This window comes from Streptomyces sp. SCSIO 75703, from assembly GCF_036607905.1.
Classification (GTDB): domain Bacteria; phylum Actinomycetota; class Actinomycetes; order Streptomycetales; family Streptomycetaceae; genus Streptomyces.
Window position 1 is genome coordinate 1,941,221 of sequence record NZ_CP144555.1, and the last position, 25,641, is coordinate 1,966,861.

The 25,641-nt window shown below is 73.4% G+C and carries 23 protein-coding genes and 1 riboswitch; of the genes, 9 read left to right on the plus strand and 14 right to left on the minus strand.

Annotation, left to right across the window (positions count from 1 at the left end):
• Positions 1–67: 67 nt before the first annotated feature.
• From VM636_RS08270 to VM636_RS08300, 7 genes are all read right to left on the minus strand, one after another.
• Positions 68–526 carry a hypothetical protein gene (locus VM636_RS08270; RefSeq protein ID WP_030422081.1) on the minus strand — a complete coding sequence of 153 codons (459 nt, stop codon included), beginning with the start codon at positions 524–526 and terminating at the stop codon, positions 68–70.
• Between the two features lie 131 nt (positions 527–657).
• On the minus strand, positions 658–2,085 hold the full coding sequence (locus VM636_RS08275) for an FAD-dependent oxidoreductase (RefSeq protein ID WP_030422080.1): 1,428 nt from the start codon (positions 2,083–2,085) through the stop codon (positions 658–660).
• A gap of 57 nt (positions 2,086–2,142) precedes the next feature.
• Positions 2,143–2,943 carry an ABC transporter permease gene (locus VM636_RS08280; protein ID WP_030422079.1) on the minus strand — a complete coding sequence of 267 codons (801 nt, stop codon included), beginning with the start codon at positions 2,941–2,943 and terminating at the stop codon, positions 2,143–2,145.
• Positions 2,944–3,873 carry an ABC transporter permease gene (locus VM636_RS08285; RefSeq protein ID WP_030422078.1) on the minus strand — a complete coding sequence of 310 codons (930 nt, stop codon included), beginning with the start codon at positions 3,871–3,873 and terminating at the stop codon, positions 2,944–2,946.
• The gene (locus VM636_RS08290; RefSeq protein WP_030422077.1) at positions 3,870–5,033 is read right to left on the minus strand and encodes an ABC transporter ATP-binding protein; all 1,164 of its coding nucleotides are present in this window, start codon (positions 5,031–5,033) and stop codon (positions 3,870–3,872) included. The genes VM636_RS08285 and VM636_RS08290 overlap by 4 nt, the downstream gene beginning before the upstream one ends.
• 2 nt (positions 5,034–5,035) lie before the next feature.
• Positions 5,036–6,286 carry a spermidine/putrescine ABC transporter substrate-binding protein gene (locus tag VM636_RS08295; protein ID WP_030422076.1) on the minus strand — a complete coding sequence of 417 codons (1,251 nt, stop codon included), beginning with the start codon at positions 6,284–6,286 and terminating at the stop codon, positions 5,036–5,038.
• Positions 6,287–6,341: 55 nt separating this feature from the next.
• Entirely contained in the window at positions 6,342–7,877 is a 1,536-nt protein-coding gene (locus tag VM636_RS08300) for a gamma-aminobutyraldehyde dehydrogenase (RefSeq protein ID WP_030422075.1), read from the minus strand.
• Positions 7,878–8,118: 241 nt separating this feature from the next.
• Between VM636_RS08300 and VM636_RS08305 the strand changes: the two genes are divergently transcribed.
• Complete coding sequence (locus tag VM636_RS08305) at positions 8,119–8,724, plus strand: NADAR family protein (protein ID WP_107091355.1); 606 nt, start codon at positions 8,119–8,121, stop codon at positions 8,722–8,724.
• A gap of 586 nt (positions 8,725–9,310) precedes the next feature.
• Here the strand turns inward: VM636_RS08305 and VM636_RS08310 are convergent.
• Positions 9,311–10,114, minus strand: coding sequence for a DUF4190 domain-containing protein (locus VM636_RS08310; protein ID WP_053913694.1), 804 nt, complete (start codon positions 10,112–10,114; stop codon positions 9,311–9,313).
• A 151-nt stretch (positions 10,115–10,265) separates the two neighbouring features.
• On the opposite strand from VM636_RS08310, the gene VM636_RS08315 reads away from it, so the two are divergent.
• Together VM636_RS08315 and VM636_RS08320 are read left to right on the plus strand one after the other, a co-directional pair.
• Positions 10,266–11,327: an adenosine deaminase gene (locus VM636_RS08315; RefSeq protein ID WP_030422072.1), complete on the plus strand. Its 1,062-nt coding sequence runs from the start codon at positions 10,266–10,268 to the stop codon at positions 11,325–11,327.
• A gap of 32 nt (positions 11,328–11,359) precedes the next feature.
• The gene (locus VM636_RS08320) at positions 11,360–12,043 is read left to right on the plus strand and encodes a glycerophosphodiester phosphodiesterase (protein ID WP_053913693.1); all 684 of its coding nucleotides are present in this window, start codon (positions 11,360–11,362) and stop codon (positions 12,041–12,043) included.
• Here VM636_RS08320 and VM636_RS08325 read toward each other — a convergent pair.
• Entirely contained in the window at positions 12,021–12,512 is a 492-nt protein-coding gene (locus VM636_RS08325; protein WP_338484222.1) for an HXXEE domain-containing protein, read from the minus strand. The two genes, VM636_RS08320 and VM636_RS08325, sit on opposite strands and share 23 nt — an antisense overlap.
• A gap of 223 nt (positions 12,513–12,735) precedes the next feature.
• Positions 12,736–14,175, minus strand: a complete 1,440-nt coding sequence (locus tag VM636_RS08330; protein WP_030422069.1) for a gamma-aminobutyraldehyde dehydrogenase — start codon at positions 14,173–14,175, stop codon at positions 12,736–12,738.
• Between the two features lie 166 nt (positions 14,176–14,341).
• On the opposite strand from VM636_RS08330, the gene VM636_RS08335 reads away from it, so the two are divergent.
• The 6 genes from VM636_RS08335 to VM636_RS08360 all read left to right on the plus strand — a co-directional run bounded on the left by VM636_RS08335 (position 14,342) and on the right by VM636_RS08360 (position 20,186).
• Positions 14,342–14,857 (plus strand): Lrp/AsnC family transcriptional regulator, encoded by a 516-nt coding sequence (locus VM636_RS08335; RefSeq protein ID WP_053913734.1) that lies wholly within the window; start codon positions 14,342–14,344, stop codon positions 14,855–14,857.
• Positions 14,858–14,859: 2 nt separating this feature from the next.
• Positions 14,860–16,227 (plus strand): aspartate aminotransferase family protein, encoded by a 1,368-nt coding sequence (locus tag VM636_RS08340; protein ID WP_030422067.1) that lies wholly within the window; start codon positions 14,860–14,862, stop codon positions 16,225–16,227.
• A gap of 222 nt (positions 16,228–16,449) precedes the next feature.
• Positions 16,450–17,226 (plus strand): ATP-binding cassette domain-containing protein, encoded by a 777-nt coding sequence (locus VM636_RS08345; protein WP_030422066.1) that lies wholly within the window; start codon positions 16,450–16,452, stop codon positions 17,224–17,226.
• Positions 17,208–18,722: a hypothetical protein gene (locus VM636_RS08350; protein WP_030422065.1), complete on the plus strand. Its 1,515-nt coding sequence runs from the start codon at positions 17,208–17,210 to the stop codon at positions 18,720–18,722. The genes VM636_RS08345 and VM636_RS08350 overlap by 19 nt, the downstream gene beginning before the upstream one ends.
• A gap of 117 nt (positions 18,723–18,839) precedes the next feature.
• Complete coding sequence (locus VM636_RS08355) at positions 18,840–19,247, plus strand: VOC family protein (RefSeq protein ID WP_030422064.1); 408 nt, start codon at positions 18,840–18,842, stop codon at positions 19,245–19,247.
• Positions 19,248–19,478: 231 nt separating this feature from the next.
• Positions 19,479–20,186, plus strand: coding sequence for an LAETG motif-containing sortase-dependent surface protein (locus tag VM636_RS08360; protein WP_053913692.1), 708 nt, complete (start codon positions 19,479–19,481; stop codon positions 20,184–20,186).
• A gap of 82 nt (positions 20,187–20,268) precedes the next feature.
• Here the strand turns inward: VM636_RS08360 and VM636_RS08365 are convergent, their stop codons facing one another.
• The 4 genes from VM636_RS08365 to rlmN form a co-directional block, all read right to left on the minus strand.
• Positions 20,269–21,288, minus strand: a complete 1,020-nt coding sequence (locus VM636_RS08365) for an ABC transporter ATP-binding protein (protein WP_338484226.1) — start codon at positions 21,286–21,288, stop codon at positions 20,269–20,271.
• A 2-nt stretch (positions 21,289–21,290) separates the two neighbouring features.
• The gene (locus VM636_RS08370) at positions 21,291–22,892 is read right to left on the minus strand and encodes an iron ABC transporter permease (RefSeq protein WP_037859102.1); all 1,602 of its coding nucleotides are present in this window, start codon (positions 22,890–22,892) and stop codon (positions 21,291–21,293) included.
• Between the two features lie 50 nt (positions 22,893–22,942).
• Positions 22,943–24,031 carry a thiamine ABC transporter substrate-binding protein gene (locus VM636_RS08375; RefSeq protein WP_030422060.1) on the minus strand — a complete coding sequence of 363 codons (1,089 nt, stop codon included), beginning with the start codon at positions 24,029–24,031 and terminating at the stop codon, positions 22,943–22,945.
• A gap of 75 nt (positions 24,032–24,106) precedes the next feature.
• A riboswitch (TPP riboswitch) is annotated at positions 24,107–24,212 on the minus strand.
• A gap of 132 nt (positions 24,213–24,344) precedes the next feature.
• Entirely contained in the window at positions 24,345–25,457 is a 1,113-nt protein-coding gene (gene rlmN / locus VM636_RS08380; RefSeq protein ID WP_053913690.1) for a 23S rRNA (adenine(2503)-C(2))-methyltransferase RlmN, read from the minus strand.
• Positions 25,458–25,641 lie beyond the last annotated feature (184 nt).

Genomic DNA, 25,641 nt, shown 5'->3' on the forward strand with positions numbered 1-25,641 from the left:
GAGATGGGGAGGGTGGAGCGCGCTCAATTTGGTCCAGACCAATTCGCTTGTCAACCCCTCGGACGGCTCACCGCCCCTCCTCCCCCGTCGCGAGGGACGCCGCCGCCTCGTGCATCGCCAGTTCGAGCAGGGCCGGATCGGTGAGGGTTCCGGTGCCGTCCGGCGGGATCAGCCAGCGGATTCCGCCGGAGAGCGGCCGCCCGGGGTACGGCACCACGATCCAGGTGCCGAGCCCGGCCGTGCGGATGCCGGTGCCCAGCCAGCGGGCGGCGGTGCCGGCCGGGACGAAGAAACCCGTGCGGGCGTCGCCGAAGTCGGCCAGGACCGGGCCGGGCTGGTCCAGCACCCGGCTGAGGACGTCGAGGGTCGGATAGCCGAGCCGGCTCGGCAGGATGAGCACGTCCCAGGCCCTGCCGGCGGGCAGCAGCGCGACCCCCCGCGGGTTGCGCTCCCACTCCTCACGGCAGGACTCGGGGTCCGGTGCGACGGATGCCAGCCATGCGACCGCCGTCTTGACACCAGGCATGAGGTGACCTCCCTTTCACTCGTGACGCGCGGTGCGTCACGGGGGAGAGGGAGGTCACCCAGCGGGCATTACGCGGGTTGGGCCCACTCGTTGGGGTGAACCGGCTCACACGCCGGCCCCCGCCGCGCGGCTCAGCTGTCGAATCCGAGTCCGCACCGGTCCAGCGTCCGCAGCCACAGGTTGCGCCGCCCGCCGTGGGTGTCGGCGCGCGCCAGCGACCACTGGGTGAGCGCGATGCCGGCCCAGGCGAACGGCTCGGGTGGGAAGGGCAGCGGCTTGGTGCGCACCATCTCCAGTTCCGTGCGCTCGGTCCGCTCCCCCGCCAGCAGGTCGAGCATCACCTGCGCGCCGAACCGGGTCGCCCCCACCCCGAGCCCGGTGTAGCCGGCCGCGTAGGCGACCCGGCCGCGGTGGGCGGTGCCGAAGAAGGGCGAGAAACGGGTGCAGGTGTCGATGGCGCCGCCCCAGGCGTGGGTGAAGCGCACGCCCTCCAGTTGCGGGAAGCAGCTGAAGAAGTGCCGGGCCAGCCGCGCGTAGGTCTCCGGCCGGTGGTCGTACTCGGCGCGCACCCGGCCGCCGAAGGGGTAGACCGCGTCGAAACCTCCCCACAGGACACGCCGGTCCCGGGTCAGCCGGAAGTAGTGGAAGCGGTTGGCGCTGTCCGCGAGCCCCTGGCGCCCCCGCCAGCCGAGGGCGGCCATCCGGTCCTCGTCGAGCGGCTCGGTCATCAGCGCGTAGTCGTAGACGGGCACCGTGTACGGCCGCACCCGGCGCACCAGGCTCGGGAAGACGTTGGTGCCGAGCGCGACGGAACGCGCCCGGACGACGCCGTACGGGGTGCGCACGGCCATGCCCGCGCCGTGCGGGCGCAGGGCGAGCGCCGGGGTGTGCTCGTGGACGCGGACGCCGAGGCCGAGGCAGGCCCGCTTGAGTCCCCAGGCCAGCCGGGCCGGGTTCAGCATCGCCACCCCGCGCCGGTCGTACAGTCCGCCGAGGAAGGTGGGCGAGTCGACCTCCGCGCGGACCGCGTCGGCGTCCAGCCACTCCATCCCCCCGGCCAGCCCCCGGCGCCGGATCTCCCCGTACCAGTCAGCCATTTCCCGCGCCTGGTGGGGCGTGGTGGCGACGTCGATCTCGCCGGTGCGCTCGAAGTCGCAGTCGATGCCGTGGCGCCCGAGGGACTCCTCGATCTCGTCGAGATTGCGCAGGCCCAGTTCCTCCAGCCGGGCGATCTCCCCGGGCCAGCGGGTGAGGCCGTTGGGCAGTCCGTGGGTGAGGGAGGCCGCGCAGAAGCCGCCGTTGCGGCCGGAGGCCGCCCAGCCCGTCTCGCGTCCCTCCAGCAGCACCACGTCCCGGCCGGGGTCGCGCTCCTTGGCGAGCAGCGCGGTCCACAGCCCGCTGTAGCCGCCGCCGACGACCAGCAGATCGCAGCTCTCGGTGCCGGTCAGGGCGGGCTCGGGCCGGGGCCGGGCGGGGTCGTCCAGCCAGTACGGGACGGGCAGGGCCTCGCGCAGGGCCCTCGCCCCGTCGTCGCCGCGGTGCGCGGAAGTGCGGGCCATGGTCTCAACTCCCTCTGTGTACGGCACGCGTACGGATGCCTGCGGGACGCGTGCCGGTCAGGCGGTACGGCGCTTGCGACGGTTGCCGACGGCCATGGAGACCAGCACGAACAGGACGGCGACGACGAACATCGCCGTGCCGATGACGTTGATCTGGACGGGCGTTCCGCGCTGGGCCGAGCCCCACACGAACATGGGGAAGGTGACGGTCGAGCCCGCGTTGAAGTTGGTGATGATGAAGTCGTCGAAGGAGAGCGCGAAGGCGAGCAGCGCGCCGGCCGCGATCCCGGGGGCGGCGATGGGCAGGGTGACCCGCACGAAGGTCTGGAAGGGCCCCGCGTACAGGTCCTGCGCGGCCTGTTCCAGCCGCGGGTCCATGGACATCACCCGCGCCTTGACCGCGATCACCACGAAGCTGAGGCAGAACATGATGTGGGCGATGAGGATCGTCCAGAAGCCCAGCCGGGCGCCCATGTTGAGGAACAGGGTGAGCAGCGAGGCGGCCATCACGACCTCGGGCATCGCCATCGGCAGGAAGATCAGCGAGTTGACCGCGCCGCGCGCCCGGAAGCGGTAGCGGACCAGCGCGAAGGCGATCATCGTGCCGAGGGCGGTGGCGCCCAGCGTCGCCCACAGGGCGATCTGGAGGCTGAGCCCGAGCGAGTCGCACATCCCGGCGACCCCGCACGGGTCCTTCCAGGCGTCGGTGGAGAACCGCTGCCAGGCGTAGTTGAAGCGGCCGTTGGGCTTGTTGAAGGAGAAGACCGTGACGACGACGTTCGGCAGCAGCAGGTACCCGAGCGTCAGCAGCCCGGCGATGACGACCAGATTGCGCTTGAGCCAGTTGACGAAGGCCATTTACACCAGATCCTCCGTGCCGGACTTGCGGATGTAGAAGGTGACCATGACGAGGATCGCGGCCATCAGGATGAAGGAGAGCGCCGCGGCGGTCGGATAGTCGAGGACCCGCAGGAACTGCGTCTGGATGACGTTGCCGACCATGCGGGTGTCGGCCGAGCCGAGCAGGTCGGCGTTGACGTAGTCGCCGGTGGCCGGGATGAAGGTCAGCAGCGTGCCCGAGACCACCCCGGGCATCGACAACGGGAAGGTCACCTTGCGGAAGGTGGTGGCCGGCCGGGCGTACAGGTCCCCGGCGGCCTCGTGCAGCCGCCCGTCGATCCGCTCCAGGGAGGTGTAGAGCGGCAGGATCATGAACGGCAGGAAGTTGTACGTCAGACCGCAGACCACCGCGAGCGGGGTGGCCAGCACACGGTCGCCGGCGGTCCAGCCCAGCCAGCCGGTGACGTCCAGGACGTGCAGCGCGTGGAGCGCGCCTACCACCGGTCCGCCGTCGGCGAGGATCGTCTTCCAGGCCAGGGTGCGGATGAGGAAGCTGGTGAAGAACGGCGCGATCACCAGGATCATGATCAGGTTGCGCCAGCGGCCCGCGCGGAAGGCGATCAGGTAGGCCAGCGGATAGCCCAGCAGCAGGCAGAGCGCGGTCGCGGCGGCGGCGTAGGCGACCGAGCGCAGGAACTGCGGCCAGTAGCCGGAGAGCGCGTCCCAGTAGGCGCCAACGTGCCAGGTGACCTCGTAGCCCTCCTCCAGCGAGCCGGTCTGCACGGACGTCGACGCCTGGTAGACCATCGGCAGCGCGAAGAAGACGACCAGCCACAGGATGCCGGGCAGCAGCAGCCAGTACGGGGTGAGCCGCCCGCGCCGGCGCGGGCGCGCGGCGGGGGGCGGGGCCGCCGGGGCGGGCGGCGCCGGCGCCTCGGTGAGCGTCATCGGGCCGCCTCCTCCTCGGCGAGTCCGGCGTCGATGTCCTGGGCGGCGTCGAGGCCGAAGGTGTGGGCCGGGTTCCAGTGCAGGACGACGTCGGCGCCCGGCACCAGCCGCGGGTCGCGGTCGATGTTCTGCACGTACACCTCGACGCCGGGACAGGCCGCGCAGTCCACCACGTACTGCGTGGAGACGCCGATGAAGCTGGTGGCGGCGATGGTCCCGGTGAGCCGGTTGCGGCCCTCGGGGACGGCGCCGGCCTCGTCGGCGTGGGCGATGCCGATCTTCTCCGGGCGGACGCCGACCAGGACCTTGCCCCCGGTGCGGGCCGGGGCCGAGCAGCGTCCGGCGGGCAGCAGCAGTTTGTCGCCGGCCGCCTTCACCAGGAGGTCGTCGCCGTCGCGGGCGCCGACCTCGGCCTCGATGAGGTTGGAGGTGCCGAGGAAGTTGGCGACGAAGGTGGTCCGCGGGTTCTCGTACAGGTCGGCGGGGGCGCCCAGTTGCTCGACCCGGCCCCCGTTCATCACGGCGACCGTGTCGGCCATGGTCATGGCCTCCTCCTGGTCGTGGGTGACGTGCACGAAGGTGATGCCGACCTCGGTCTGGATGCGTTTGAGCTCCAGTTGCATCTGGCGGCGGAGCTTGAGGTCGAGGGCGCCGAGGGGTTCGTCCAGGAGCAGCACCCTGGGGTGGTTGATCAGGGCGCGGGCGACGGCGACGCGCTGCTGCTGGCCGCCGGAGAGCTGGTGCGGCTTCTTGCGGGCCTGTTCGCCGAGCTGGACGAGGTCGAGCATCTCCTCGACCTGTCTCCGCACGCCCTTGATGCCGCGCCGGCGCAGTCCGAAGGCGACGTTCTCGAAGATGTCCAGGTGCGGGAAGAGGGCGTAGGACTGGAAGACCGTGTTGACCGGCCGTTTGTACGGGGGCAGCGCGGTGACGTCCTGGTCGCCGAGGTGGACGGTGCCGGCGCTCGGCTCCTCCAGCCCGGCGATCATGCGCAGGGTGGTGGTCTTGCCGCAGCCGGAGGCGCCGAGCAGGGCGAAGAAGGAGCCCTGGGGCACGGTGAGGTCGAGCGGGTGCACGGCGGTGAAGGAGCCGTAGGTCTTGCTGATCCCGGCGAGGCGGACGTCCCCGCCGGAGCCGGTCGCGTTCGTGGTCGTCTTCATCGTCACGCCCCAGTGAGCTTTGCGAACTTCTCTTCGTAGACCGTCTCTTCCGTCGCGCTCAGCGAGCGGAAGGCGTGGGACTTGGCGCGCATCTCCCCGTCCGGGATGATCAGCGGGTTCTCCGCCGCGGACCGGTCGATCTTCGCCAGTTCCCGCTTCACGCCCTCGACGGGGCAGACGAAGTTGATGTAGGCGGCGAGCCGGGCGGCGGCCACGGGCTCGTAGTAGTAGTCGATGAGCCGTTCGGCGTTGGTCTTGTGCCGGGCCCGGTTGGGGATCAGCAGGTTGTCGCTGGAGGTGATGTAGCCGCTCTCCGGGATGACGAAGCCGACGTCCGGGCTGTCCGCCTTGAGCTGCACGATGTCCCCGGCCCACGCGAGGCAGGCGGCGAGGTCGCCCTTGGTGAGGTCGGAGGTGTAGTCGTTGCCGTGGAAGCGGCGTATCTGCCCGGTGTCGACGCCCCTCTGGAGCCGGGCCACGGCCGCGTCGTAGTCGTCGTCGGTGAAACGGGCGGGGTCCTTGCCCATGTCGAGCAGCATCATGCCCATGGTGTCGCGCATCTCGGTGAGGAAGCCGACGCGGCCCTTGAGCCTCTTGTTGTCGAGCAGGTCGGAGACGGAACGGACCTCGATGCCGTCGAGCGCCTTCTTGTTGTAGGCGACGACGGTGGAGATGCCCTGCCAGGGGTAGGAGTAGGCGCGGCCCGGGTCCCAGTCGGGGTCGCGGAACTGCGGCGACAGGTTGGTGAAGGCGTGCGGCAGGTTGGCCGGGTCGAGCTTCTGCACCCAGCCGAGCCGGATCAGCCGGGCGGCGAGCCAGTCGGTGAGGACCATCACGTCCCGGCCGGTCTCCTGGCCGGCGGCGAGCTGGGCCTGGATCTTGCCGAAGAACTCGCTGTTGTCGTTGATGTCCTCGGTGTAGGTGACCCGGATGCCGGTGCGCCGGGTGAACTCCTCCAGCGTCGGATGGCGCCGGCCGCCGCCGTCGTCGACGTCCATGTACTCGGTCCAGTTGGAGAAGCTGACCGTGCGGTCCTCTTCCGAGCGGTCCTCGGCCGGCACGCCGCCCTGCTCGATGCCGGCCGGCGGGATGCCGCAGGCGGCCAGCGCCCCGAGTCCGCCGACCGCGAGCAGGCCGCCCGCGCCGGAGCGCAGCAGGGAGCGGCGGGTCAGGGCGGCCCGGCCGCCGCGGATACTGCGCCGCATGGCGGCCACTTGGGCCGGGGAGAGGCGGTCTGGCTGGAACTGCTCCATGCGCGTGTTGCCCTTCCGGGAGGCGGCGGCCGGGATCGGCGGCCTGTCGTGACGGCTATCGGTCCCCGAAGACCGTGCGGTGCCAGTCCTTGCGGACCACCGCCGTGTTGTCGAACATGACGTGCTTGACCTGCGTGTACTCCTCGAAGGAGTAGGCGGACATGTCCTTGCCGAAGCCGGACGCCCCGTAACCGCCGTGCGGCATCTCGCTGATGATCGGGATGTGGTCGTTGACCCACACGCAGCCCGCCCGGATCTCGCGGGTGGCGCGGTTCGCCCGGTACACGTCGCGGGTCCAGGCGGAGGCGGCGAGCCCGTACGGGGTGTCGTCGGCCAGCCGGATGCCCTCGTCGTCGCCGTCGAAGGGCAGGACGACGAGGACCGGCCCGAAGATCTCCTCGCGGACCGCCTCGCTGTCCCGGGCGGCGTCCGCGATGAGCGTCGGCAGGTAGTAGGCGCCCGCGCTCAGCTCGCCCCCGGGCGCCTTCCCGCCGGTGACGACGCGGGCGGCGGAGCGGGCCCGGTCGACGAAACCGGCGACGCGGTCGCGGTGGGCGTGGGTGACCAGCGGGCCGAGGTCGGTGCCGGGGGCGAAGGGGTCGCCGACCCGGACGGTCTCCATCAGCGCGGCGGTCCGCTCGACGAACGCCTCGTACAGCGGGCGCTGCACGTAGGCGCGGGTGGCGGCGGTGCAGTCCTGCCCGGTGTTGATCAGCGCCCCGGCCACCGCGCCGTGGACGGCGGCGTCCAGGTCGGCGTCGTCGAAGACGAGGAAGGGCGCCTTGCCGCCCAGTTCCAGATGGAGCCGCTTGACGGTGGCGGTGGCGATGCCTGCGACGCGGCGGCCGACGGCGGTGGAGCCGGTGAAGGAGGTCATGGCCACGTCCGGATGGCCGACGAGGTGTTCGCCGGCCTCGGGCCCGGTGCCGGCGACCACGTTGACCACGCCGTCCGGGATGCCGGCGGCGGTGGCCGCGCGGGCGAAGAGCAGCGAGGTGAGCGGGGTCGTCTCGGCGGGCTTGAGGACGATGGTGTTGCCCGCGGCGATCGCCGGGAGGACCTTCCAGGCGGCCATCTGGAGCGGGTAGTTCCAGGGCGCGATGGAGCCGACGACGCCGATGGGCTCGCGGCGCACGTACGAGGTGTGGTCGCCGGAGTACTCCCCCGCCGACTGGCCCTGGAGGTGCCGGGCGGCCCCGGCGAAGAAGGCGGCGTTGTCGACCGTGCCGGGGACGTCGAACTCGCGGGTCAGCTTCAGCGGCTTCCCGCACTGCAGCGACTCGGCCCGCGCGAACTCCTCGGCGCGTTCGGCGAGGACGCCGGCGAAACGGTACAGCGCGTCGGCGCGCTCGCCGGGGGTGGCGCCGGCCCAGGCCGGGAAGGCCGCCCGCGCGGCGGCGACGGCCGCGTCCACGTCGTCGGTGCCGGCCAGGGCGTAGGTCAGGACCTCGCTGCCGGTCGCGGGGTCGACGACGGTGTGGGTCCGGCCCGAGGTGCCCCGCGTGAGACGGCCCTCGATGTACTGCGCCCCGTCCGCGAAGCGCTCGGCGGCCGGGAATCGGCCGGGGGTGGCGTTGCCCGGGTGGTGCATCTCGGCTCTCCTCGTTGTCCCCGTGGGGCCCGTGGCGAAAAGTGTCCGCGACGACCGCCCCCTCGACAGGGGTCGGCGTGGCTCAGGCTCGATGTGAGTGCCGATCCTGACAGAGGGGAGCTTGTCCAACAAGTGATTCCGTTGTTTCCTTTTGGTTACGCGACGGAATCTGTCGACGGCCGGATGCGGGGCCCTTGCGGGACGGGCCGGGGTGTCGGTGGCGCGTGCCACACTCGCGGGCATGGAGGAGACGACGGCCGGTGTGCCGGAGGCGGTCGCGGCCCTCAACCGGGAGGCGCTGCTCACGCGCGTCCGGGCGGGCGCCCGCGTGAAGTACCTGTGCTTCTGGGGTCACCGGCCCCGGCCGGACGGTCGGCTCGGGCCGGGTTGCCTGAGCCAGTGGTGGCCGGCGCCGTTCACCGTGGACGGGATCGGGTACGCGACGGCGGAGCACTGGATGATGGCCGCCAAGGCCCGGCTCTTCGCGGACGCGGAGGCCGAGCGGCGCGTGCTGGCGGCGGGGCATCCGGGCGAGGCGAAGAAGGCGGGGCGGCTGGTACGCGGCTTCGACCAGGGGGTGTGGGAGCGCGAACGGTTCGGCATCGTGGTCGAGGGGAGCGTCCACAAGTTCGGCGCCGACCCCGGGCTGCGGGGGTTCCTCCTGGACACCGGCGACAGGGTCCTGGTGGAGGCCAGTCCGGTGGACCGGATCTGGGGCATCGGTCTGGCCCCGGACGACGAGGCCGCCCTCGACCCGGCCCGCTGGCGGGGCGCCAATGTGCTGGGCTTCGCCCTGATGGCGGCGCGGTCCCGGCTGCGCGGCACGGAGGAGGCGGCCGTGCGGTGAGGCGTCCCCGGGGCGACCGGGCGGGGACGACGGGCGGCACTGCGACGACGAGGGCGCCGGGGGCAGCGGACGACGGGCGGCAGGCAGCCGCGGGGCGCCGGGCGGCGGCCGGGCGAGGGCGGGGCGGGCCCGGACACGGTGGACGGTCCGCAACCGCAGTCGCGCCGGCCCCCCGCCGCCGGCCGGGCGAGGCACACGCGCACCCGCACGGACAGCCACCCGGCCCCGCGGCCGGGCGGGGCGCACGCGCACGGTCAGCCACTCGGCCCCGCGGCCGGCGCGGGCCCACGGCCGGCGCCACGTCGTCGCGCCGGCCGTCCGGAGACAGCCACCCGGAGCACCCCGCACGCCGACAACGGCACGGCCCCGCGACCTGAGTCGGCAGCGCGGGCCCGGACGGCCGGCGGGAGCGGAATCGCGGCGGCGCCGGGAGACACCCGGGCGAGGCGTCCGGACGGCCGGGCCCGCAGGGGCTCGCACTCCGGCGCGGGCGGGTGGGGCCGGGACCGGGGCGCCGCCGGGCGGGGGCGGGCCGGTCCCCCCGTCCCGCCCCCGCCCGGAGCACCAGGACGGGCGCCCGACGGTGCTAGAGGATCGAGACCACCGCGCCGAAGCAGCTCAGGACGACGCCGACGATGCCGCAGATCAGGCCGGCCAGCGCCTGCCCCCCGTTGTCGGCCTCTCCCCGCGCGGCCTTGGCCCGGCCTATCGAGCCGAAGATGATCCCGAGCACGCCGAGGATGATCGTCACCGGCCAGAGGCAGAAGATGACCGCCGAGATGATGCCGAGGACCAGGCCCGCGGTGCCCATCCCGTTGCTCGGCTCGGGCGGCATGCCGGTCCAGCCGTAGTAGCCCTGCGCGGGCACGGAACCGTAGCCGCCCTGCGCCGGGTAGGCGGGGCCGCCCGGGTAGGCGGGCCCGGGCGGGTAGCCGTAGGGCACGTGCCCGGCGCCGGCCGCGGGGCCCGGCGGGGGCGACGGCCGGTCCTCGGGCGCCGCGAACGGGTTGGGCGCGGGGGCGGACGGCGTGGCCGGCCCGCCGGGCGCGGCGAAGGGGCCGCCGGTGTCCGGCGCCGGGTTCGCGGCGGGGGCGGCCCACGGCGAGGGGGCGGGGCCGTCGCCCGGGGAGGGCAGGGAGGTGACCGTCTGCTGGTCGTGCACGGAGGGACCCGGCCACGGGGGCATCGGGCCGGAGACGACGGTCTCGCCGGGGCCCTGGCCCGGCCCGGCGTCGTTCGGGGGCGGCGCCCACGGACCGGGCTCGGCGGGGGCGCCGCCCGTAGCGCCCTTGTCCAGGTCGACCCGTGGGGTCGGCGCCGGTCCGAAGCCGTCGCCGGGGCCTTCCGGAGGCTGCGCACCGGCTCTCGGCGGCAGCGCGTCGTCGGACATGCGCGGGTTCCCCTCTGTCGAACGTCCCGTCATGCTACGGCCAGAGCCTGCCCGGCGGGGGCCGGGCCTACGATGATCCCCGCACCGCCGATCAGCCGATCACCGCGTCCCGCCGCCGGACGGCCCGGGACGCCGTTCCGGGGAGGAACCCTTGACCCAGCGCCTCGTCGACCCCGAGGTCCCGCGCGACCTGCACGCGTTCATCGCCGGGCTGCCCAAGGCCGAGTTGCACGTCCACCACGTGGGCTCCGCCTCCCCCCGCATCGTGGCCGAACTCGCCGCCCGCCACCCGGACTCCAAGGTGCCCACCGATCCCGAAGCGCTCGCGGACTACTTCACCTTCACGGACTTCGCCCACTTCATCGACGTGTACCTGTCGGTGGTGGACCTGATCCGCACCCCGGAGGACGTCCGGCTGCTCACCTACGAGGTGGCGCGGGACATGGCCCGCCAGCAGGTGCGCTACGCGGAACTGACCATCACCCCGTACTCCTCCACCCGGCGGGGCATCGACGAGGGCGCGTTCATGGACGCCATCGAGGACGCCCGCCGCTCGGCCGAGGCCGACTTCGGGACCGTGCTGCGCTGGTGCTTCGACATCCCCGGGGAGGCGGGCCTCGACTCCGCCGAGGAGACGGCGCGGCTGGCCACCGACGACCGGGTGCGCCCGGAGGGGCTGGTGTCCTTCGGGCTCGGCGGGCCCGAGATCGGGGTGGGCCGGTCGCAGTTCAAGCCGTACTTCGACCGCGCGATCGCCGCCGGGCTGCACTCGGTCCCGCACGCGGGCGAGACGACCGGCCCGCAGACGGTGTGGGACGCGCTGCGCGACCTGCGCGCCGAGCGCATCGGCCACGGCACGAGCGCCGCCCGCGACCCCGAGTTGCTGGCGTACCTGGCCGAACGGCGCATCCCGCTGGAGGTGTGCCCGACCTCGAACATCGCCACGCGCGCCGTGGCGTCGCTGGACGAGCACCCGCTCAAGGAGTTCGCGCGCGCCGGGGTCCTGGTGACGGTCAACTCCGACGACCCGCCGATGTTCGGCACCGACCTGAACAACGAGTACGCGGTCGCGGCCCGGCTGCTCGGCCTCGACGAGCGGGGTGTCGCCGCCCTGGCCCGCAACGCGGTGCGCGCCTCCTTCCTCGACGAGGCGGGCAAGGCGCGGATCCTCGCGGAGATCGACGCGTACACCGACCGCCGGACCGCGGCCTGAGCCGCCCGGCCGGCCCGAGGGAGAATGCCGCCATGCAGACCGTGACCGCCGTGGCCCACCGCGGCGACCCGTACCACGTCCGCGAGAACACCCTCGGCTCGCTGCGCTCCGCGCTCGGCCGGCGCGCGGACGCGGTGGAGATCGACGTCCGTCTGACCCGGGACGGCGTCCCGGTGCTGCTGCACGACGAGACGCTGAAACGGCTGTGGGGGCACGACCGTCCGCTGGGCTCGCTCTCCGCCGACGAGGTGCGCGCGGTGACCTCGGGCGGGGTGCCCACGCTCGCCGAGGCCCTCGCCGCGACGGAGGGCAGCCGGGTGATGCTGGACCTGCCCGGGTCCCCCGGCCCGCGGTCGGTGCGGCGCATCGTCGAGGTGGTCGACGCCTGCGGGGCGCGGGAGCGGGTGTACTACTGCGCGGGCGCCCGGACCATGCTCGCCGTGCGGGCCGCCGATCCCTCCGCCGAGATCGCCCTGACCTGGACCTCGCTCGCCCCGCCGCGGGCCGGCGTGCTGGCGGCGGTGCGCCCGCGCTGGCTCAACTACCGCTTCGGGCTGGTGGACGCGGACCTCGTCGGCCGGGTCCACCGCGACGGACTCCTGCTGTCGGTGTGGACCCCCGACACCCGCCGCTCGCTGCGCCGCATGCTCCGCCTGGGCGTCGACTCCATCACCACGAACCGCGTCCCCCTCCTCACCGCCCTCCGCCCCCGCTGAGCGCGCCGCCGGCAGCCGTCCGCCGCCGGGGCCGGTCCCCGGCGGCGAGCAGCCCCTGCGCCACGGCGTGCGCGGCGACCGCGACGGCGCCCGCGCCGCCGGGGGCGATCACGAGGTCGCGCGGGCGCGTGGGCCGCAACACCCCGGCGCGGCGCAGCCGTCCGCGCGCCCACAGGGTGAACGGGACGACCACGAGCGGTGAGGTGACCGAGCCCGGGGTGTAGCGGCGCAGGGCCGCCGCCTGCCCGATGTGGACCAGTGCGTGCAGTCCGAAGCCGTACAGCACGCACTGGTAGAAGGCCGAACGCCCGCCGCTCGCCCGGCCCGCGGCTGCCGCGGCGGCGACGTACAGGCCCACCAGGGCGACGGCCACGGTGAATTCGCGCCGGTCGACGGACGCGGCCCGGCGCCACACCGCCTCGGGCACCGCCGGGTACCGCTCGCGCAGGACGGGCGCGTTGCGCCGCACCCAGGCGGCCGCGGTGGCCAGTTCCTCGGCGTCGTGCAGGGCCCAGGCCGCCGCCGGCCCCCCACGTGGCGGCGCCGACGGCCTCCGGGGGCCGCGAAGTGTTCGTCACGGGCATGACACGGGGAAGGACTCCGCGCGGGCGCGGAAGGTTCCGCACCGGAGGCGGCACCCCGCCCCCGGGCGGCTGCCGGCTTCCGGGGGCGGGGTGGTGGCCGGGGAGGGCTCAGGCGTCGAGGGACGTCATCACGTGCTTGACGCGGGTGTAGTCGTCGAAGCCGTAGGCCGAGAGGTCCTTGCCGTAGCCGGACTTCTTGAAGCCGCCGTGGGGCATCTCGGCGACCAGCGGGATGTGGGTGTTGATCCAGACGCAGCCGAAGTCGAGCTTCTTGGACATCCGCATGGCGCGGCCGTGGTCCTTGGTCCAGACGGAGGAGGCGAGGGCGTACTCGACGCCGTTGGCCCACTCCACGGCCTGGTCCTCGTCGGTGAAGGACTGGACGGTGATGACCGGGCCGAAGACCTCCTTCTGGATGATCTCGTCGTCCTGCCGGAGGCCCGAGACGACGGTGGGCGCGTAGAAGTAGCCCCGGTCGCCGACCCGGTGGCCGCCGGCCTCGACCTTGGCGTGGGCGGGCAGCCGCTCGACGAAGCCGGAGACCTGGGCGAGCTGGGCCGGGTTGTTGAGGGGGCCGTAGAGCACGTCCTCGTCGTCCGGCTGTCCGGTCCTGGTCTCGGCGGCGGCCTTGGCGAGCGCGGCCACGAACTCGTCGTGGATCGACTCGTGCACGAGCACGCGGGTCGCCGCCGTGCAGTCCTGGCCGGCGTTGAAGAAGCCGGCGACGGAGATGTCCTCGACGGCCTTGGGGATGTCGGTGTCCTCGAAGACGACGACGGGCGCCTTGCCGCCCAGTTCCAGGTGGACCCGCTTGAGGTCCTTGGCGGCCGACTCGGCGACGGACATGCCGGCCCGCACCGAGCCGGTGATGGAGGCCATCGCCGGGGTCGGGTGCTCGACCATCATGCGGCCGGTGTCGCGGTCGCCGCAGATCACGTTGAAGACGCCCTTGGGCAGCACCGAGCCGATGATGTCGGCGATGAGGACCGTGGAGGCCGGGGTGGTGTCGGACGGCTTGAGGACGACCGTGTTGCCCGCGGCGAGCGCCGGGGCGAACTTCCACACGGCCATCATCATCGGGTAGTTCCACGGCGCGACCTGCGCGCAGACGCCGATCGGCTCGCGGCGGACGAGGGAGGTCAGGCCCTCCATGTACTCGCCGGCGCTGCGGCCCTCCAGCATCCGGGCCGCGCCCGCGAAGAAGCGGATCTGGTCGACCATCGGCGGGATCTCCTCGGTGCGGGTCAGCCCGACGGGCTTGCCCGTGTTCTCCACCTCGGCCGCGACGAGTTCCTCGGCCCGTTCCTCGAACGCGTCGGCGATCTTCAGGAGGGCCCGCTGCCGCTCGGCGGGCGTGGTGTCGCGCCAGGCCGGGAAGGCCGCGGCGGCGGCCGCCATGGCGGCGTCGACGTCCGCCTGCCCGGACAGCGGCGCGGTCGCGTACGCCTCGCCGGTGGCGGGGTTGACCACCTCGGTGGTCCGCCCGTCGGCGGCGTCCCGGAACTCGCCGTCGATGTGGTTGCGCAGTCGACGCAGCTCGGTGCTCACTGCCGGCCCTCCAAGTTCGGGGTGTCCATTCTCTGAGACACCCACCCTAATCCGTGACTCCACGTTTTCAACACCCCCACTCCCCCTGACGTTGCGAAATCCGCAGGCTGAGGCGTCACAGACAACGAATTTCATCGCATTTGGCTTGCGAAACTGCCGATCCGTGGTGCACAGTGAGGCCGTGGCCAGTCGAAGCGCAGAGAAGAAGGACCCCCGCGAGTCCCGGAACGGCGGCCCCCCGCTGGACGCCGTCTCCCTCGCCATCATCGAGCAGCTCCAGGAGGACGGCCGCCGGCCGTACGCCGCCATCGGCAAGGCCGTGGGCCTGTCGGAGGCGGCCGTGCGCCAGCGCGTCCAGAAGCTGCTCGACCAGGGCGTGATGCAGATCGTCGCGGTCACGGACCCGCTCACCGTGGGCTTCCTGCGCCAGGCCATGGTCGGCGTCAACGTGGAGGGCGACGTGGACGCGGTCGCCGACGCGCTGGCCGCCATGTCGGAGTGCGAGTACGTGGTGATGACGGCGGGCTCGTTCGACCTGATGGTGGAGGTCGTCTGCGAGGACGACGACCACCTGCTGGACGTCATCAACAAACGCATCCGGGCCGTCCCCGGAGTGCGCTCCACCGAGAGCTTCGTCTACCTCAGGCTCAAGAAGCAGACCTACATGTGGGGAACCCGATAATCGTGAGCACCGACAAGGATCTCAGCCGGACCGCGTACGACCACCTGTGGATGCACTTCACCCGCATGTCGTCGTACGAGAAGGCGCCCGTCCCCACCATCGTGCGGGGCGAGGGCGTGCACATCTACGACGACCGGGGCAAGCGCTACCTCGACGGCCTCGCCGGCCTGTTCGTGGTCCAGGCCGGGCACGGCCGCACGGAGCTGGCCGAGACCGCCATGAAGCAGGCCCAGGAGCTGGCCTTCTTCCCGGTGTGGTCCTACGCCCACCCCAAGGCCGTCGAACTCGCGGAGCGCCTGGCCCACGAGGCGCCCGGCGACCTCAACAAGGTCTTCTTCACCACCGGCGGCGGCGAGGCCGTCGAGACCGCCTGGAAGCTCGCCAAGCAGTACTTCAAGCTCGTCGGCAAGCCGACCAAGTACAAGGTCGTCTCCCGCGCGGTCGCCTACCACGGCACCCCGCAGGGCGCCCTGTCCATCACCGGACTGCCCGGCCTCAAGGCCCCGTTCGAGCCGCTCGTCCCCGGCGCCCACAAGGTGCCGAACACCAACATCTACCGCGCCCCGATCCACGGCGACGACCCCGAGGCGTTCGGCCGCTGGGCCGCCGACCAGATCGAGCAGCAGATCCTCTTCGAGGGCCCGGAGACCGTCGCCGCCGTCTTCCTGGAGCCGGTGCAGAACGCGGGCGGCTGCTTCCCGCCCCCGCCCGGCTACTTCCGCCGGGTGCGCGAGATCTGCGACCAGTACGACGTGCTGCTCGTCTCGGACGAGGTCATCTGCGCCTTCGGCCGCCTCGGCACCACCTTCGCCTGCGACAAGTTCGACTACGTCCCGGACATGATCACCTGCGCCAAGGGCATGACCTCCGGGTACTCCCCCATCGGCGCGTGCATCGTCTCCGACCGGCTCGCCGAGCCCTTCTACCAGGGCGACAACACCTTCCTGCACGGCTACACCTTCGGCGGCCACCCCGTCTCCGCCGCCGTCGCCCTCGCCAACCTCGACCTCTTCGAGCGCGAGGGCCTGAACCGGCACGTCCTCGACAACGAGGGCGCCTTCCGCGCCACCCTGGAGAAGCTGCACGACCTGCCGATCGTCGGCGACGTCCGCGGCAACGGCTTCTTCTACGGCATCGAACTCGTCAAGGACAAGACCACCAAGGAGTCCTTCGACGAGGAGGAGACCGAGCGCGTCCTGTACGGCTTCCTCTCCCGCGAGCTCTACGAGAACGGCCTGTACTGCCGGGCCGACGACCGCGGCGACCCGGTCATCCAGCTCGCCCCGCCGCTCATCTCCGACCAGGGGACCTTCGACGAGATCGAGCAGATCCTGCGCGCGACGCTGACGGAGGCATGGGCCCAGCTCTGACCCCCACCCGTCCACCCCCACCCCCGCGTTTCACGCGAACGAGGGTCCTCCACAGCCCCGGCGTCGTCCTTTCGAGTGAGAATTGACGGCCCGGGGCCGCGTGCTGTCCGGCCTCCCCGTGGTGACTGCCTAGCGTGCCGAGTGACCGATCGGCCCCGCCGTCGTTCACCCGAAAGGGGGGACGGACCCGGGAAACACGGATCAGAACCGAGGTGTACGCCCATGGAGGCCCCGCCGGACAACGACGTGCTCTGGGCCCGCGCCCTGCACTTCCAGCACCACGACGGCACTCCCGCGCTCAGCGGCGTCTCGCTCGGCGTCCGGGAGGGCGAGATCCTCGCCGTCAGCGGACCGCGCGGCAGCGGCAAGACGACCCTGCTGCGCTGCCTGTCGGGGATGATCCGCCCCCAGGAGGGCGAGGTCTGGTTCAACAGCGTGCCCGTCCACACCATGGGCCCGCTCAGCCGCGAACGGCTGCGCCGCGACCGCTTCGGCTGGATCGACCCGGCCCCCGCGCTCGTCCCCGAGCTGAACGCCTGGGAGAACACGGCCCTGCCGCTGATGCTGCGCGGCACCGGCCGCCGCCGGGCCAAGACCGCCGCCCTGGAGTGGCTGGAGCGCCTCGACGTCGGCGACCGGGCCCGGCGCCGCCCGCACGAGCTGCGCCAGTCCGAACGCCAGCGCGTCTGCATCGCCCGCGCCCTCGCCGTCGGGCCCTCGGTCCTGTTCGCCGACGAGCCGACGGCGCCCCTGCACCGCGCCGACCGCGCCCAGGTGCTGCGCACCCTCACCACGGCGGCCCGCTCGCACGGCATCACCGTCGTCCTCGCCACCCACGACGCGCGCACCGCCGCCCTCGCCGACCGCACCGTGGCGCTGCTCGACGGCCGGCGCGTGAAGACCGTGCACCTGCCGCCGGCCGCCGAGACCACCACGGCCGCCGGGACCGCGGGCCCCGCCGGGACGGAAGGCCGGGCGGCGTGCTCGCTCTCCGTCTGAGCCGCGGCGCGCACCTCGCCGTCCAGGGGCGCCGTCTGCTCGTCGCCGCGGCCTCGGGGGGCACGGGCTTCCTGCTGCTGTGCGCCCTCGGCCACGCGCTGGGCCACCCCGAGACGGCCGGCGCCTCCGCGCTCCGGCTGGCCTGGTGCGCGGCTCCCCTCGCCGCCACCGTCTACCTCGCCGTCGCCGTCGCCCGGACCGACCCCGGCACCCGGCCCCGCACCGGGCTGTCCGCCATCGGGCTGGGGCCCGGCCGGATGATGGCCGTCTCCGCGACGACCACCGCCCTCGCCTGCGTCCTCGGCTCGCTGCTGGCCCTGCTCTTCTTCCTGCACCTGCGCGGCGACCTGTCCGGCATGCCCTTCGACGGCGCCGCCGCCGGCAGCCTGGCCGCCGGGCACCCGCTGCCCTACCCGGCCGCGCTGACCCTGCTGGCGCTGGTGCCGGCGACCGCGTCCTGCGCGGTGGCCCTCGCCCTGCGGCCCCGTGAGGCGCCCCGGCCCGCCGAGGCCCCGGGCACCCGCCACCACGGCCGCTTCGGGGCGTACGGCTGGGGAGCGGCCCGCGAGACCTTCGGCGCCTACGGACGCTTCGGCGCCCGCCGCTCCGCCACCGGCGCGTCCGGCGGGGCGACGGCGAGCGGGGCGGTGGCCGCGCGGGGGTCGACGCCCACGGTGGTCACGGCGGGCCCGGAGGTGGCGCACAGCACGGTCACGCCGGGCCCGGGGCAGGCGAGCGCGGTGCCGGCGGGCGCGGTGTCCGCGGTGACCGCCGGGGCTCCCGGGACGGAGGATCCCGCCGGCCCGGCGGGCGCGGTGGGCACGGCGGACGCGCCCGGCGCTCCGGGCGCGCGGGCCGCCGATCCGGCCGCCGCGGGCGCCCCCGCCCTCGCGCCGGCGGCGCCCCGCCCGGGGGCCGGCACGCTCCCCTGGGGCATCGCCGTCCTCGCCGCGGGCCTCGCCGTCGAGACGTACGCGGGCCGCACCACCGGCGTCGCGCCCGGCGCCGTCCCGGCCGCCGGTGTCCTCGCCGGCTGGACGCTGACCGCGCTCGGCCTGGCGATGGCCGGGCCCGGCCTGACCCACCTGTGCGGCCGGCTCCTGCAGGCGGTGCGCCCCGGCGCGCTGCGGCTGCTGGCCGGCCGCGTCCTGATGGAGGAGGCGCACCGCGTCGGCCGCCCGCTCGGCGTCGTCTGCGCGGTGGCGTCGGCGGCCTACGCGGCGGCGGTGCTCCACGCCGGGGACGGGCCGTCGTTCGGTCCGCTGGGCACCCTCGGCGCGGTCCTGGTGGCCGGCTGCGCGGTGGCCACCCTGCTCATCGCCGCGGTGGAGGCCAAGCACGACCGGGCCGAGACCACCGAGGCGCTGCTGCGGCTGGGGGCGCCCCCGGCGACGCTGCGGGCCGCGGCGGCGGTGCGGGCGGGGGCGCTGCTGGCCCTCTTCGGCCCGCTGACACTGATCGTGGCGGCGCTGGCCGCGCTGCCGCTGGGCCGCTGACCGACGGGCCCCTCGCCGCCCCGGGACCTCCCTTCCCGGGGCGGCGATGACTTTCGGCCTCCCGCCCGGTCTACCCCCTGTACGGCACGACAACGGCACACCCCGACGGGAGACCCCATGTACCAGCAGATGATCTTCGTGAACCTGGCCGTGCGCGACCTCGACGCCTCGAAGGCGTTCTTCGCCGAGCTGGGCTTTCGCAACGACCCCCGGTTCAGCGACGAGACGGCCGCCTCGATCGTGATCAGCGACACCATCGTGGCGATGCTGCTCACCCACGAGAAGTACGGGCAGTTCACGAAGAAGGAGATCGTGGACGCCACCCGGAGCAGCGAGGTGCTCCTGGCGCTCAGCGCGGAGAGCCGCGCCAAGGTCGACGAGATGGTCGACCGGGCCGTCGCCGCGGGCGGATCGGTCACCGGCCAGACGCAGGACCTCGGCTTCATGTACGGCCGGGCCTTCGACGACCTGGACGGCCACACCTGGGAGGTCGTCTGGATGGACCCGGCGGCCATCGAGGGCTGACCAACTCGGCCTCACCGTGGGGGAGATCACGATCGTCGGCCAGAACTCGTACAACCTTCCGAAGTGTTGAAACGTCTCCGTGGTTAATAAGTGAGCAAAGCCCCTGCCCCCTGCGGGCATATGCGTTGACACTGCTTACGCTCCGCTTATAGACCAGTGAGGCTCCCGGGGCGCTGACGTCACGTCAGCGCCCCTTCCACCCCCCGCATCAGCGCTTCGTAAAGGACAAACGTGGCAGTCCTGTCCATACCCAGCCGCACGGCCACCCGCCGTGGCCTCCGTGTCCTCGGCGTCGTCTCGGCCTCCGCGGCCCTGGCGTTCGGCGCCGCCGGCAACGCCCTCGCCTGCGACATCAGCGAGTTCTCCGCCCAGGCCGTCTGCGACGGCGACAAGGGCGTCATCACCGTGACCGACGTCGACCCGGCCGGCATCCCGGCCACGGTCACCGTCTACCTCCAGAACAACGGCGCCGACGCCCGGAAGATCGGCGAGCAGGTGGTCAAGGGCTCCCGGAAGGGCGAGACCATCACCTTCGCAGCGGACTGGCAGCCCAACGCCGAGTACCGCGTCCACGTCAAGGCCGACCGGTACGTCGACGAGGACATCAAGCCGAACCTCACGACCCCGGGCACCGCCTGCGCGACGGAGGAGCCGCCGGCCCCGTCGCCGTCCGAGACCTCCCCCGCCCCCGAGGAGTCCGACTCCCCGGCCCCGGCCCCGTCCGAGTCGTCCCCGGCCGCCTCGGAGAGCGAGAGCACCGTCCCGGCGGGCGGCTTTGGCAACGCCCCGTCCCCGGCGGTCGGCGAGTCCAACCTCGCCGAGACCGGTGCCGACTCCAACACCGGCCTGATCGCCGGTATCGCGGCCGCCCTGGTCGCCATCGGTGGCGGCGCCATCTTCTTCGGCCTGCGCCGCCGCGGCGCCGGCAACGCCGGCTGACCCCGCACCACCCGCACCACCGTGGCCCGTCCCCACCCGGGAGACGGGCCACGGCCCTGCCCGGCGGCACCTCGCCGGACGCTCAGTCCAGCACCACCGTCTCGGCCGGGTCGAACTCCACGCCGACCTCCTCACCGGGGGCCGGGGCCGAGCGCAGCGGGCAGGCGGCCTCCAGGCTGGGGGCGTCGCCCGGCCGCAGGAGGACGGTGACGTGGGTGCCGCGGAAGGTGCGCGCGGTGACGGTGCAGCGCAGGCCCGCCCCGGCCTCGACCAGACGGACGCCGGCCGGGCGGACCAGCAGCGTACGGGCGCCCTGCGGGGCGTTCCGCGGGACCGGCACCTTGCCCCACGGGGTGTCCGCGGCCTCGCCCGTGACGGTCGCCCCGACCACGTTGTCGAAGCCGAGGAAGCGCGCCACGAAGGCGTCGGCGGGCCGCTGCCACACCTCCAGCGGCGTGCCCGACTGGGCGATCTGCCCGTCCCGCATCACCACCACCCGGTCGGCCAGCGCGAACGCCTCGCCCTGGTCGTGCGTCACGGCGAGCACGGTGGTCCCCAGCCGGCCGAACAGCTCCCGCAGTTCCACCACGAGCCGTTCGCGCAGGGAGCGGTCGAGCTGGCCCAGCGGTTCGTCCAGCATCAGCAACCGGGGCCGCGGCGCGAGGGCGCGGGCCAGCGCCACCCGCTGCTGCTCGCCGCCGGACAGGGCGGCCACCGCTCTGCGGGCCGCGCCGGGCAGACCGACCAGCTCCAGCAACTCCGCGGTCCGGGCCTGCTGTTCGGCCCGGGACGCGCCCCGCATCCGGGGCCCGAAGGCGACGTTTCCGGCCACGTCCCGCTGCGGGAAGAGCTGGTGGTCCTGGAACATCAGCCCGACCTCCCGCCGGTGCGCCGGCACCCCGTCCTGGTCCCGTCCGTCGAGCAGCACCCGCCCGGCGTCCAGCGGCTGGAGCCCGGCGACGGCGCGCAGCAGCGTGGATTTGCCGCTGCCGCTCGGCCCGAGCACGCACACCACCTGGTGTTCGGCGACGTCGAGGTCGACGGCGTCGAGCACGGCCCGCCCGCCGAAGCGGACGGTCGCCTCCCGCAGACTCAGCAACATCCCTAGAACTCCCCGCCCCGATCGGTGCGCAGCCGCTCCAGCACCAGCAGGGCCACCGCGCACACCACCATCAGAATCGTCGAAAGGGCCATCGCCTGGCCGTAGTTCATCTGTCCCGGCCGGCCCAGCAGCCGGGCCACCGCGACCGGCAGCGTCGGGTTGTCCGGCCGCGCGATGAACACCGTCGCGCCGAACTCGCCGAGCGACACGGCGAACGCGAAACCGGCCGCGATCAGCAACGCCCGCCGCACCAGCGGCAGATCGACCTCGCGCCACACCCGCCAGGGGGACGCGCCGAGCACCGCCGCGGCCTCCCGCAGCCGTCCGTCCACCGCGCGCAGCACCGGCAGCATCGTCCGCACCACGAACGGCACGCCGACCAGGGCCTGGGCCAGCGGCACCAGGAGCCAGGAGGAGCGCAGGTCCAGCGGGGGTTCGTCCAGGGCGATGAGGAAACCGAAGCCGACGGTGACCGCGGAGACGCCGAGCGGCAGCATCAGCAGGGCGTCGAAGCCGCGTACCAGGCGGCCCGCGTCGCGCCGGGCGAGCGCGGCGGCGGCCAGGGCGCCGATCACCACGGCGATGGCGGTGGCGGCGAGCGCGTAGCGCAGGGAGTTGCCGACGGCGTCGATGGGCGGCACGAGGAAGGCGCCGCCGTCCTCGCGGGTCAGCGCCCGGTAGTAGCCGAAGCCGGGGGCGGCGAGTGACCGTTCGACCAGGACGGCGAGCGGCAGCACCAGCAGTACGGCGATGGTGGCCAGCACCCCGCCGAGCAGCGCCCACTGGCCGGCGCCGCGCGGCCGGCGCGCGGTGCCCGCGGGATCGACCAGCCGGAGGGCGCTCTCGCGGCGCCGCACCGTCCAGGCGTGCACGGCGAGGACGGCGCCGACCGCGGCGAACTGGACCAGGGTCAGCACGGCGGCCGTGGACAGGTCGAAGACCTGCGAGGTCTGCCGGTAGATCTCCACCTCCAGGGTGGAGAAGGCGGGCCCGCCGAGGATCTGGACGACGGCGAAGGAGGTGAAGGTGAACAGGAACACCATCAGCGCGGCGGCGGCCACGGCGGGGCCGAGCGCCGGGAGCGTCACCCGGCGCCAGGCGGCGAGCCGGGAGGCGCCGAGCATCCGCGCGGCCTCTTCCTGGCGGGGGTCGAGCTGGGACCAGAGTCCGCCGACGGTGCGGACGACGACCGCGTAGTTGAAGAAGACGTGGGCGAGCAGGATCGCCCACACGGTGGTGTCCAGGCGCACCCCCCACAGTTCGTCGAGGAGCCCGCCGCGCCCGACCAGGGCGAGGAAGGCGGTGCCCACGACGACGGTCGGCAGCACGAACGGCACGGTCACCACGGCCCGCAGGACCTGTTTGCCGGGGAAGTCGAGGCGGGCGAAGGCGTAGGCGCCGGGCAGCGCGATCAGCAGGGTGAGCGCGGTGGAGACGAGCGCCTGCCAGGTGGTGAACCACAGCACCTGCCGGATGCCGGGCTCGGCCAGCACCTCGGCGAACCGCCCGAACCGCCAGGTGCCGTCGGCCGTGAGGCCCCGGGCGACGATGGCCGCGACGGGGTAGGCGAAGAACACCGCGAAGAACGCGGCGGGCCCGGCCATCAGGGCGAGCCGCGCCGCGTTCCCGCTCCGCCGGCGGGCGGGGCGGGCGCTCACTTCAGGACGAGCGAGGACCACGAGGTGACCCACTGGTCACGGTGTTCGGCGATCTTCGCGGGGGCCATCGTCCGCGGGTCCTCGACCTTGGGGGCGAACTCGGTGAACTCCGCGGGCAGCCCGGCGTCCGGGTTCACCGGGTGGACGAACATGTTGAGCGGCATGTCCTCCTGGAACTCCCGGCCGATCAGGAAGTCGATGAACGCCTTGCCGCCCTCCGGGTTCTTCGCGTGGGCCAGCAGGCCGGCGAACTCGATCTGCCGGAAGCAGGTGCCGGTCGCCACGCCGGTGGGCGCGGTGTCCGGGCGGGGCTCGGCGTAGATCACCTCGACGGGCGGCGAGGACGCGTAGGAGACGACCAGCGGACGGTCGCCCTTGGCCTCCTTGCCGCCGGCCGATCCGGAGAACTCCTCGTTGTACGCCTGCTCCCAGCCGTCGACGACCTTGACGCCGTTGGCCTTGAGCTTCTTCCAGTAGTCCGTCCAGCCCTGGTCGCCGTAGCGGGCGGCGGTGCCGAGCAGGAAGCCGAGGCCGGGCGAGGAGGTGGCGGCGTTCTCGGTGACGAGGAGGTCCTTGTACTCGGGCTTGACCAGGTCGTCGAAGGTCTCCGGCGGCGCCAGCTCGTGCCGCTCGAAGTACGCCTTGTCGTAGTTGACGCAGATGTCGCCGTAGTCGACGGGCGTGACCCGGTGTTCGTCGCCGTCGACCCGGTAGCGCTCGTCGATCGCGTCGAGCCCCTTGGCCGCGTACGGCTGGAACAGGCCGTTGTCGAGCGCCCGGGAGAGCAGCGTGTTGTCGACGCCGAAGAAGACGTCGCCCTGCGGGTTGTCCTTGGTGAGGATGGCCTTGTTGACGGCCTGTCCGGCCTCGCCGTCCTCCAGGACCCGGACCTTGTAGCCGGAACTCTTCTCGAAGGCGGCGATGACGTCCTTCGAGGCGGCCCACGAGTCGTGGCTGACCAGGGTCACCGTCTTGGCGCCGCCGGCACCGGAACCGGTGTCCGAGCCGCCGGACGATCCGCACGCGGACAGCGTGACCAGGCCCAGCCCGGCGGCCAGGACGGTGACCTTGCGGGTGATGCTCACTGATTCCTCCTGGGGTTCCAGAAGGAGACGCGGCCCTGCCCGGGTCCCTCGCGGGGCCCGGGCAGGACGCAGCAGCTTGAGTGGTGACCGATCTCCCTACCCAGAATGACCTGGGCGAGGTTCGGAGGGTCTGCGGCCGGTGCCGCACTCTCAGCGCTGTGGCGCTCCCCTGTCGGAATATGAAGATGTCGGGATGTGGAGTTGTCGGCGCGGGACACCGCCCCGGCACACGCACACGGCACTGTATGCCGTACACCGTATTCCGTGAACCGTATGTCGTGAACCGTATGAAGATGTCCCCGCGTCGGCCAGACTACCTCTCGCTCGCGGCGAGCTGGCCACAGGCCCCGTCGATCTCCTGGCCCCGGGTGTCCCGGATGGTCACCGGCACGCCGTGCGCCGCGATCGCCTCCACGAACGCCTTCTCGTCCTCGGGCCGCGACGCGGTCCACTTCGAGCCGGGTGTCGGGTTGAGCGGGATCAGGTTGACGTGCACGGGCTTGCCCTTGAGCAGCCGGCCGAGCCGGTCACCGCGCCACGCCTGGTCGTTGATTTCCCGGATCAGCGCGTACTCGATGGAGAGCCGCCGCCCGGACTTCGCCGCGTACGCGAAGCCCGCCTCCAGCACCTCCCGCACCTTCCACCGGGTGTTGACCGGGACGAGGGTGTCACGCAGCTCGTCGTCGGGGGCGTGCAGCGAGATCGCCAGACGGCACTTGAAGCCCTCGTCCAAGAAGCGGTGGATGGCGGGGACCAGACCGACGGTGGAGACGGTGATGCCCCGCTGCGACAGGCCGAGGCCGTCCGGCTCGGGGTCGGTGAGCCGGCGGATGGCGCCGACGACCCGCCGGTAGTTGGCGAGCGGCTCGCCCATACCCATGAACACGATGTTGCTGAGCCGGGCCGGTCCGCCGGGGACCTCGCCGTCGCGCAGGGCACGCATGCCGTCCACGATCTGGTGCACGATCTCGGCCGTCGACAGGTTCCGGTCCAGGCCCGCCTGCCCGGTCGCGCAGAACGGGCAGTTCATGCCGCAGCCCGCCTGGGAGCTGATGCACATGGTCACCCGGTCCGGGTAGCGCATCAGGACGGACTCGACGAGGGTGCCGTCGAAGAGGCGCCACAGCGTCTTGCGGGTGGTTCCCTCGTCCGTCGACAGATGCCGCACGACCGTCATCAGCTCGGGCAGCAGCGCCTCCCGGAGTCCCTCGCGGGCGCGCGCCGGGATGTCGGTCCACTGCTCCGGGTCGTGCGCGTAGCGCGCGAAGTAGTGCTGGGAGAGCTGCCGGGCACGGAACGGCTTCTCACCGATCGCGGCGACGGCCTCCTTGCGCTCGGCCGGCGTGAGATCGGCGAGGTGACGCGGCGGACGCTGCGCCCCGCGGGGCGCGACGAAGGTGAGCTCACCGGGGACGGGTCGGGCCACGGTCGGGCAACTCCTCTGGACGACGGGCCTACGGCACCCCCGCGCACGGCGGGAAGACGGCAAGGCCATGCCGGAGCCAGGAGACCTCACGGGACCGTCCCCGCCGACGGTCACCGGCCGCGGAAGCGGGCCGGCGGAAGCGGCGGGAACACGGGAAAGGGCCCGCGGACAGCGCCACGGGCCC

Excerpts from the sequence above, each read along its gene's own strand:
- VM636_RS08270 (WP_030422081.1), bottom strand. The coding sequence starts at position 526 with ATGCCTGGTGTCAAGACGGCGGTCGCATGGCTGGCATCCGTCGCACCG.
- VM636_RS08275 (WP_030422080.1), bottom strand. The coding sequence starts at position 2,085 with ATGGCCCGCACTTCCGCGCACCGCGGCGACGACGGGGCGAGGGCCCTG.
- VM636_RS08280 (WP_030422079.1), bottom strand. The coding sequence starts at position 2,943 with ATGGCCTTCGTCAACTGGCTCAAGCGCAATCTGGTCGTCATCGCCGGG.
- VM636_RS08285 (WP_030422078.1), bottom strand. The coding sequence starts at position 3,873 with ATGACGCTCACCGAGGCGCCGGCGCCGCCCGCCCCGGCGGCCCCGCCC.
- VM636_RS08290 (WP_030422077.1), bottom strand. The coding sequence starts at position 5,033 with ATGAAGACGACCACGAACGCGACCGGCTCCGGCGGGGACGTCCGCCTC.
- VM636_RS08295 (WP_030422076.1), bottom strand. The coding sequence starts at position 6,286 with ATGGAGCAGTTCCAGCCAGACCGCCTCTCCCCGGCCCAAGTGGCCGCC.
- VM636_RS08300 (WP_030422075.1), bottom strand. The coding sequence starts at position 7,877 with ATGCACCACCCGGGCAACGCCACCCCCGGCCGATTCCCGGCCGCCGAG.
- VM636_RS08305 (WP_107091355.1), top strand. The coding sequence starts at position 8,119 with ATGGAGGAGACGACGGCCGGTGTGCCGGAGGCGGTCGCGGCCCTCAAC.
- VM636_RS08310 (WP_053913694.1), bottom strand. The coding sequence starts at position 10,114 with ATGTCCGACGACGCGCTGCCGCCGAGAGCCGGTGCGCAGCCTCCGGAA.
- VM636_RS08320 (WP_053913693.1), top strand. The coding sequence starts at position 11,360 with ATGCAGACCGTGACCGCCGTGGCCCACCGCGGCGACCCGTACCACGTC.
- VM636_RS08345 (WP_030422066.1), top strand. The coding sequence starts at position 16,450 with ATGGAGGCCCCGCCGGACAACGACGTGCTCTGGGCCCGCGCCCTGCAC.
- VM636_RS08355 (WP_030422064.1), top strand. The coding sequence starts at position 18,840 with ATGTACCAGCAGATGATCTTCGTGAACCTGGCCGTGCGCGACCTCGAC.
- VM636_RS08365 (WP_338484226.1), bottom strand. The coding sequence starts at position 21,288 with ATGTTGCTGAGTCTGCGGGAGGCGACCGTCCGCTTCGGCGGGCGGGCC.
- VM636_RS08370 (WP_037859102.1), bottom strand. The coding sequence starts at position 22,892 with ATGGCCGGGCCCGCCGCGTTCTTCGCGGTGTTCTTCGCCTACCCCGTC.